The sequence below is a fragment of the Heyndrickxia camelliae genome (genome assembly GCF_002844575.1).
Taxonomy (GTDB): domain Bacteria; phylum Bacillota; class Bacilli; order Bacillales; family Bacillaceae_C; genus Margalitia; species Margalitia camelliae.
In genome coordinates this window covers 46,658-52,830 of sequence record NZ_PIQO01000025.1, presented here as the reverse complement: position 1 = coordinate 52,830, position 6,173 = coordinate 46,658, and the positions used below count along the sequence as shown (strand labels likewise).

General features: G+C 35.8%; 9 protein-coding genes. All 9 read left to right on the top strand.

The annotated features are described in order from the left end of the window. Positions 1 to 225 (top strand): hypothetical protein (locus CWO92_RS25865; RefSeq protein WP_207767823.1); only part of this gene is annotated, 225 nt, incomplete at its 5' end. 133 nt (positions 226 to 358) lie between these two features. Beyond that, the gene (locus CWO92_RS21880; protein WP_101356327.1) at positions 359 to 562 is read left to right on the top strand and encodes a sigma factor G inhibitor Gin; all 204 of its coding nucleotides are present in this window, start codon (positions 359 to 361) and stop codon (positions 560 to 562) included. Between the two features lie 205 nt (positions 563 to 767). Beyond that, on the top strand, positions 768 to 2,201 hold the full coding sequence (locus CWO92_RS21875; protein ID WP_235851655.1) for an aminotransferase class I/II-fold pyridoxal phosphate-dependent enzyme: 1,434 nt from the start codon (positions 768 to 770) through the stop codon (positions 2,199 to 2,201). Positions 2,202 to 2,227: 26 nt separating this feature from the next. Then, positions 2,228 to 2,860 (top strand): dTMP kinase, encoded by a 633-nt coding sequence (tmk, locus tag CWO92_RS21870; RefSeq protein ID WP_101356326.1) that lies wholly within the window; start codon positions 2,228 to 2,230, stop codon positions 2,858 to 2,860. A 176-nt stretch (positions 2,861 to 3,036) separates the two neighbouring features. Then, positions 3,037 to 3,366, top strand: a complete 330-nt coding sequence (gene darA / locus CWO92_RS21865; RefSeq protein WP_101356325.1) for a cyclic di-AMP receptor DarA — start codon at positions 3,037 to 3,039, stop codon at positions 3,364 to 3,366. Between the two features lie 82 nt (positions 3,367 to 3,448). Beyond that, positions 3,449 to 3,889: a YaaR family protein gene (locus tag CWO92_RS21860; protein WP_101356324.1), complete on the top strand. Its 441-nt coding sequence runs from the start codon at positions 3,449 to 3,451 to the stop codon at positions 3,887 to 3,889. A 14-nt stretch (positions 3,890 to 3,903) separates the two neighbouring features. Continuing rightward, positions 3,904 to 4,911, top strand: a complete 1,008-nt coding sequence (gene holB, locus CWO92_RS21855; protein WP_101356323.1) for a DNA polymerase III subunit delta' — start codon at positions 3,904 to 3,906, stop codon at positions 4,909 to 4,911. Beyond that, positions 4,904 to 5,731 carry a PSP1 domain-containing protein gene (locus tag CWO92_RS21850; protein WP_101356322.1) on the top strand — a complete coding sequence of 276 codons (828 nt, stop codon included), beginning with the start codon at positions 4,904 to 4,906 and terminating at the stop codon, positions 5,729 to 5,731. Before holB ends, CWO92_RS21850 begins: the two co-directional genes overlap by 8 nt. A gap of 13 nt (positions 5,732 to 5,744) precedes the next feature. Continuing rightward, on the top strand, positions 5,745 to 6,122 hold the full coding sequence (gene yabA / locus CWO92_RS21845; protein WP_101356321.1) for a DNA replication initiation control protein YabA: 378 nt from the start codon (positions 5,745 to 5,747) through the stop codon (positions 6,120 to 6,122). Positions 6,123 to 6,173: the final 51 nt, after the last annotated feature.

Sequence of the window (6,173 nt, the reverse complement as noted above, 5' to 3'; positions counted from 1 at the left end):
GCAAGAGTAGGACGTTGCCAGGCAAATAGAATAAGTCACAGATTTCGATCTGTGGCTTATTTGTGTGTTTGGATTAGGTCTAAAGTCCTGATTGACGAGATTATTTGCCATTTTGACGAGATTAACTGCAGTTTTGAAGGGATTAAGGTGAAAAGTCGCGGTATTAAACAAAAGTGGGAAAAGGGACCTGTCCCCACATGCGCAAATAAAACATTAAATGAATAATGTAATAGACATACACATGGGATGCTTTGAGAACATACAATATTAAATGTACTCATAATACTCACGAAAATATTTAGAATATTGTATATTGATATAATTATTGGGAATAATGACTGTATGGAGGTGGAGAGGCATGAGCTCTTCAATGATGGGAAAGAAAATTGGGGAAACGTGTATCGTTTGTGAACAACAAAAAGAAACAGGGATACATCTCTATACATCCTTTATTTGTGAAGATTGTGAAAAGGATATGGTGTTAACGGATACGAATGATCCCAAATATAAGTATTATATTGAACGACTCAAGATGGTTACGTATAAACAAAATATTTCATAGCCAAGCTACTAAATTGGAGCTTGGTTTTATTTTTTTACATAAAATAATCTTAAGCACGAATGCTATATATGATCTTGTATTAATGAGCTCAAGTTCTAAAGAACGTTCCCCCTTTTCTTATATTGCCAAACAATATTTTCTTTGAAGGTTTCCCCTAATGGATACGTATAGTACAATAAAATAAGCAACTGAAGGAAAGGTAATCATGGAAGTGAATCAAAATAGAATGCCCTTATATGAGGCAGTAAAACAATTTAAAGATAATCAACCAAAATCTTATCATGTCCCTGGGCATAAAAGTGGGCTTTTATATGAGCAAATAGGTCCCGAGTGGACAAGATTTCTTCAATATGACGTAACAGAACTCAATGGACTTGACGATTTACATGCACCAGAAGGACCAATAATGGAAGCTCAACAATTGTTAAGTTCTTTATATAGGACAAGAAAGAGCTACTTTCTTGTAAATGGGAGTACAGTTGGAAACTTAGCAAGTATTTTGGCCGCTTTTGAAAAAGGTGACTATGTGCTTGTACAGCGAAATTGCCATAAGTCTGTATTAAATGCCCTTTCCTTGGCCAATGTGAAACCAATATTTCTTTCCCCAAAAGTAGATCATGAATTATGTATAGGGCTGGAAATAGATCCTGCCATAGTAAGAAATGCTTTTGAAAATTACCCAAATCTTAAAGGATGTGTTCTAACCTATCCAAATTATTATGGGTTTACGTATAATTTAAAGGCTATAATTGATATCGTACATAAAAATAATGGTTTAGTAATCGTTGATGAGGCGCATGGGCCTCATTTTCAAATTGGCCGTCCCTTTCCAGAATCGGCTGTTACTCTGGGGGCGGATATCGTTATTCATTCCGCACATAAAATGCTCCCGGCAATGACGATGGGTTCTTATTTACATATAAACAGTAAGCGAGTCTCAGATAAACGGATTGAATTTTTTCTTGCGATGCTACAATCAAGTAGCCCTTCCTATCCTATAATGGTTTCCTTGGACATTGCCCGTCATTATTTAGGAAACTTTACAAAGCAAGATATGGAATATACGTTGTTCCAACGGAATCAATTTGTAACAATGTTAGAATCGATTGAACATTTATCTGTAAAAACAAGGAGTGGGCAAGATCCTCTTAAAGTGTTGGTTACATATGAAGGGTATTCAGGCTTTGAACTTCAGGGTATTTTCGAAGAACAAGGGATATTTACCGAACTAGCAGACCAATACCATGTTGTTTTCGTTCTTCCGTTACTGAAGCAAGGCATTATATACCCATACGATAATACAATTGAAAAACTAAAGGCTGCATTAGAAAGACGGACTCCTGTTATAAAAGTGGAAAAAATGCTGTACAAAAATAATGAAGAGCTCACCTCATTGAGTATGACTTATGATGAAATGGAACATAAGGAAGTAGAATATGTATCAATGAGGGATGCGATACATCGTATTGCTGCAAAAATGATTACCCCATATCCGCCGGGGATTCCATTACTTTTACCTGGCGAAAAGGTCAAAAAAGAACAGATTAAAACACTTATGCAGCTACTTGAATTGAATGCTAAATTTCAAGGCGACACATCCTCTTTATATAAGGGAGAAATTCCCGTATTTAAGGACTGAGTTTGTAGATATCGGAGGACAAATATATGGAAGGTTTATTTATTACATTTGAAGGACCGGAGGGTGCTGGAAAAACAACTATTTTGCAAAAATTAGGCAAGGAACTGCAGGATGAAGGCCTAGATATTGTGATGACCAGAGAACCTGGAGGTATCCGCATAGCGGAACAAATACGAGAGGTTATTTTAAATAAAAGTAATACAGAAATGGATTCCCGTACGGAAGCCTTATTATATGCTGCAGCTAGAAGACAACATTTAGTGGAAAGAGTATTGCCCGCTCTGGAAAAAGGGGCTACTGTACTCTGTGACCGTTTTATTGATAGTTCTTTAGCTTATCAAGGGTTTGCCAGAGGCATAGGTATTGATGAAGTGTTTGCGATAAATCAATTTGCTATCAAAGATGTTATGCCGGATGCTACCATTTATTTTGATGTACCGGTGGAGATTGGACTCCAAAGAATTCAAGAAAATAAGGGTAGGGAAGTAAATAGATTGGACCTCGAGAAGCTTGATTTTCATCATAGAGTTTATGAAGGGTTTAAATTATTAAAAGAAAAGTTTCCTAACAGATTCCATCAAATTGATGCAAGTAGAGAAATAGATCAAGTGTATCAAGCAGTAAAAGAAACCATATTAAAAATTATACAAGGGAAATAATGTAATTATATATATCAAACCTTGGAGAAAATAATTCTTCAAGGTTTTTTGTGAATAAAGAGGATTATTACGATGTGAGCGCAAATACATATATAATAATAAATGGTATAATAGAAAAAAGTTTTAATATAGATGAATAGATAAAATAGTGAACAAACTTTTAGGAGGGGAGTATTATGAAACTTATATTAGCAGTTGTACAAGATCAGGACAGTGCTCGATTGATGAATGCGATGGTTGATCATAATTTCAGGGTTACAAAACTTGCCAGCACGGGTGGTTTCTTAAAGTCTGGTAATACAACATTTATGATTGGAACGGAAGATATCAGAGTAGAGAAGGCCTTGCAAGTTATAAGGGATAATTGCAAGTCACGTGAGCAGCTAATGGCGCCAGTATCACCGATGGGTGGAAATGCGGATTCATATATTCCATATCCTGTAGAAGTAGAAGTTGGAGGAGCAACAGTATTTGTGCTTCCAGTGGAGCAATTCCACCATTTTTAATATTTCCATAAATAAATGCTAAAATAGGCTCGGTTTTAGATAAGATATCAATATACGAAACAACCTTAAAGAGGAGAGAAAAGTGAAAATTCAACAAGATATAAGGGTTGGTCTGGAGAAGTCTCGTCAGGATACCAAACAAGTAACTACTAATGGAACGAAATTTTCCGCAATTGTTCAAAAACAAGATGAGAAATTGCAGATGGACCAACTGAATAAATTATTATCTGAAATTGAAAGTGCGGGGGAAAAGCTCGCAAAGTCAAGAACTTTTAAAGACTTGGCGAAGTATAAAACACTGGTGAAGCGATTTGTCCGTGAGACGGTTGATTTTGGGATGAATTTAAAGCAGTCACATACTTGGAATCAATTCGGGGAAGGCAGAAAGCTGAATATTATTGAGACAATCGACAAGCAACTTGTAGACCTAACTAATGATTATATACAAAAGGAAAAGCCTGCAATCGACATTTTGGGGAAAATAGGCGAAATAAAAGGGTTATTAATTAATTTATATACGTAAGAGAGTGATGCATTTTGGCAGTAACATGGGAAGAACTAGAAAAGGTTCAACCCCTTGCGGCAAAGCTATTAAAAAGCAGTATTCAAAAGGATAGAATGGCACACGCCTACCTATTAGAGGGTGAACGGGGTACGGGGAAAAAGGATGCCAGCTTTTTAATTGCAAAAACATTGCTTTGCTTGGATTTACAAGAACAATATAAACCTTGTGAAACATGCATTAATTGTAGAAGAATCAACAATGGCAGTCATCCGGATGTCCATTTAGTGGAGCCTGATGGTCTATCTATTAAGAAGGATCAAATTAGGAATTTACAGCAAGAGTTTAGTAAATCAGGTGTAGAATCAAAGAGAAAATTATATACTATTGTTCATGCTGATAAGATGACGGTAAATGCAGCAAATAGCTTGCTTAAATTTTTGGAAGAGCCGAACGAAGGCACTACTGCTATTTTAATTACCGAACAGATTCAACAAATACTCCCAACCATTATATCGAGATGTCAGGTTATTACTTTTAGAAACATGCCAACAGAAGTATTAGTAAATAAATTATTAGAAATGGGTGTTTCTTCTTCAAATGCATTAATTTTAGCTAGTATTACCAATAATATACATGAGGCTTTGGAGTTAAATAATGATGAGTGGTTTGCACAAGCTAGAAAATTAGTGTTAAAATTATATGAAGCCCTTAAGAAGAGTGCAGCTTCTGCTATGGTTGCATTACAAGAGGACTGGTATTCTCATTTTAAAGAAAAAAGTCAAATAGATCGCGGGCTTGATCTACTGCTTTTTGTATATAAAGATCTTATTTCATTACGAATAGGAAAGGACAATCATCTTCTATATCCAAATCATCGTGGGTCATTGGAGACGGATGCATTACAAATGTCTACACGTTCTTTAACAGATAAAATGGATTTTATTCTAGAAGCCAAACGTAAGTTAAACGCAAATATGAATCCTCAATTATTAATGGAACAACTTGTTTTAAAATTACAGGGGGGATCTACCTTTGTTTGATGTTGTAGGAGTTAGATTTAAAAAGGCCGGTAAAATATATTATTTTGATCCGGGTGATCTCTTTATTCAAAAAAATGACTCTGTAATTGTAGAAACAGTTCGGGGAATAGAATTTGGAAAAGTGGTAACAGATCGTAAGTCTGTCGATGAAAACGATGTTGTTTTGCCATTAAAAAAGGTCATTCGATTAGCAAATGAAAAGGATCAAATGATAGTAAGTGAAAATAAGGATGCCGCAAGGGAAGCATATGAAGTATGCTGTGAAAAGGTGGAAGAGCATCAGCTTGATATGAAACTAGTGGATGTGGAGTATACCTTTGACCGAAATAAAGTAATCTTTTACTTTACTGCTGACGGACGCGTAGATTTCCGTGAGCTTGTAAAGGATTTAGCGGCTATTTTCAGGACAAGGATTGAATTAAGGCAAATTGGAGTAAGAGACGAAGCAAAAATGTTAGGTGGAATAGGCCCATGTGGACGTATGCTTTGTTGCTCTACCTTTTTGGGAGATTTCGAGCCAGTGTCTATAAAAATGGCTAAGGATCAAAATTTATCGTTGAATCCAACGAAGATTTCCGGCTTATGTGGCCGTTTAATGTGCTGTTTAAAATATGAAAATGATGAGTATGAAGCAGCGAAGGAAAGCTTGCCGGATGTTGGGGAAACAATTCAGACCCCTAATGGAATAGGCAAAGTGATAGGATTAAATATTTTAGAGAGAGTATTACAAGTAGAATTAACTGGGCAAGAACGGATATTGGAATTTACGATGGATGAAATCCTGAATGAAGATGCCATATCAATCCAAGCCACGGAATAATGAGGTGGAGTTTATGGATAAAAACGAATTCTTCGATTCAGTCAGCAATATGGAAATACAGATTGGTGATTTGTATCAACAGCTGGGTGAATTAAAAAAATATTTAGCCAAGATGATTGAGGAAAACAATGCATTAAGAATAGAAAATGAACATTTGCGTAGGCGGCTGGATAACAGAGGAACATCCATAAACAACGAGAGCATTTCATTTTCGGGTAAGGATAGAAAGGATTATCCCGATAAGGCCGATAAAGAAGTAGATATTGGTGAAGGCTACGATAATCTCGCCAGATTATATCAAGAAGGTTTTCATATTTGTAATGTTCATTTTGGAAGTCCTAGGAAAGATGAAGATTGTTTGTTCTGTCTGTCGTTTTTAAATAAGAAATAATAGGTATAGAGAGGTTGTTCCATGAGTGCTGTCAATTTGCTTTTGGGACAA

What these genes read in the sequence shown, in the direction of transcription:
- darA (WP_101356325.1), top strand. Translation starts at nt 3,037, where the DNA reads ATGAAACTTATATTAGCAGTTGTACAAGATCAGGACAGTGCTCGATTG.
- CWO92_RS21880 (WP_101356327.1), top strand. Translation starts at nt 359, where the DNA reads ATGAGCTCTTCAATGATGGGAAAGAAAATTGGGGAAACGTGTATCGTT.
- tmk (WP_101356326.1), top strand. Translation starts at nt 2,228, where the DNA reads ATGGAAGGTTTATTTATTACATTTGAAGGACCGGAGGGTGCTGGAAAA.
- yabA (WP_101356321.1), top strand. Translation starts at nt 5,745, where the DNA reads ATGGATAAAAACGAATTCTTCGATTCAGTCAGCAATATGGAAATACAG.
- CWO92_RS21875 (WP_235851655.1), top strand. Translation starts at nt 768, where the DNA reads ATGGAAGTGAATCAAAATAGAATGCCCTTATATGAGGCAGTAAAACAA.